1 protein-coding gene is annotated in these 365 nt (G+C 64.4%); it reads right to left on the bottom strand.

Annotated features, from left to right (window positions below; all coding sequences use genetic code 11):
* The coding region (locus tag G9G57_RS25360; protein WP_164965688.1) for an AMP-binding protein at positions 1 to 365 on the bottom strand (365 nt) is incomplete at both ends.

Raw genomic sequence — 365 nt, 5'->3', positions numbered from 1 at the left:
GCTGCGGTGCTCGATCATCACGCCCTTCGGCTTGCCCGTCGTTCCCGACGTATAGATCACGTACGCCAGATCCTCCGGACGGGCTTCATGGAAGCTGTCGGTGCCAACATTCTGAGGGCTCTCATCGCCGTCATCCACAGCATCCGTCAGCTTGCCGGAGACCATGCCGGAGACAACCGACGCATTCGCCCGCTCCTCGCTGTACGAAGTTTCGTCGTCCAGGTACAGCACCGCCGCCAGCGCCAGCTCCTCTTCGCCGAGCCAGGCTTCGGCGCGCTCTCGCAGCGCCGTTTGCGTCAGCAGCACCTTCGCTCCGCTGTCTTCGAGCATGAACCGCACGCGCTCCGCCGGGTAATCCGGGTCGA

The sequence above is a fragment of the Paenibacillus sp. EKM211P genome, from assembly GCF_011066175.1.
Classification (GTDB): Bacteria; Bacillota; Bacilli; order Paenibacillales; family Paenibacillaceae; genus Paenibacillus; species Paenibacillus polymyxa.
This window is presented reverse-complemented; position numbering and strand designations above follow the sequence as displayed.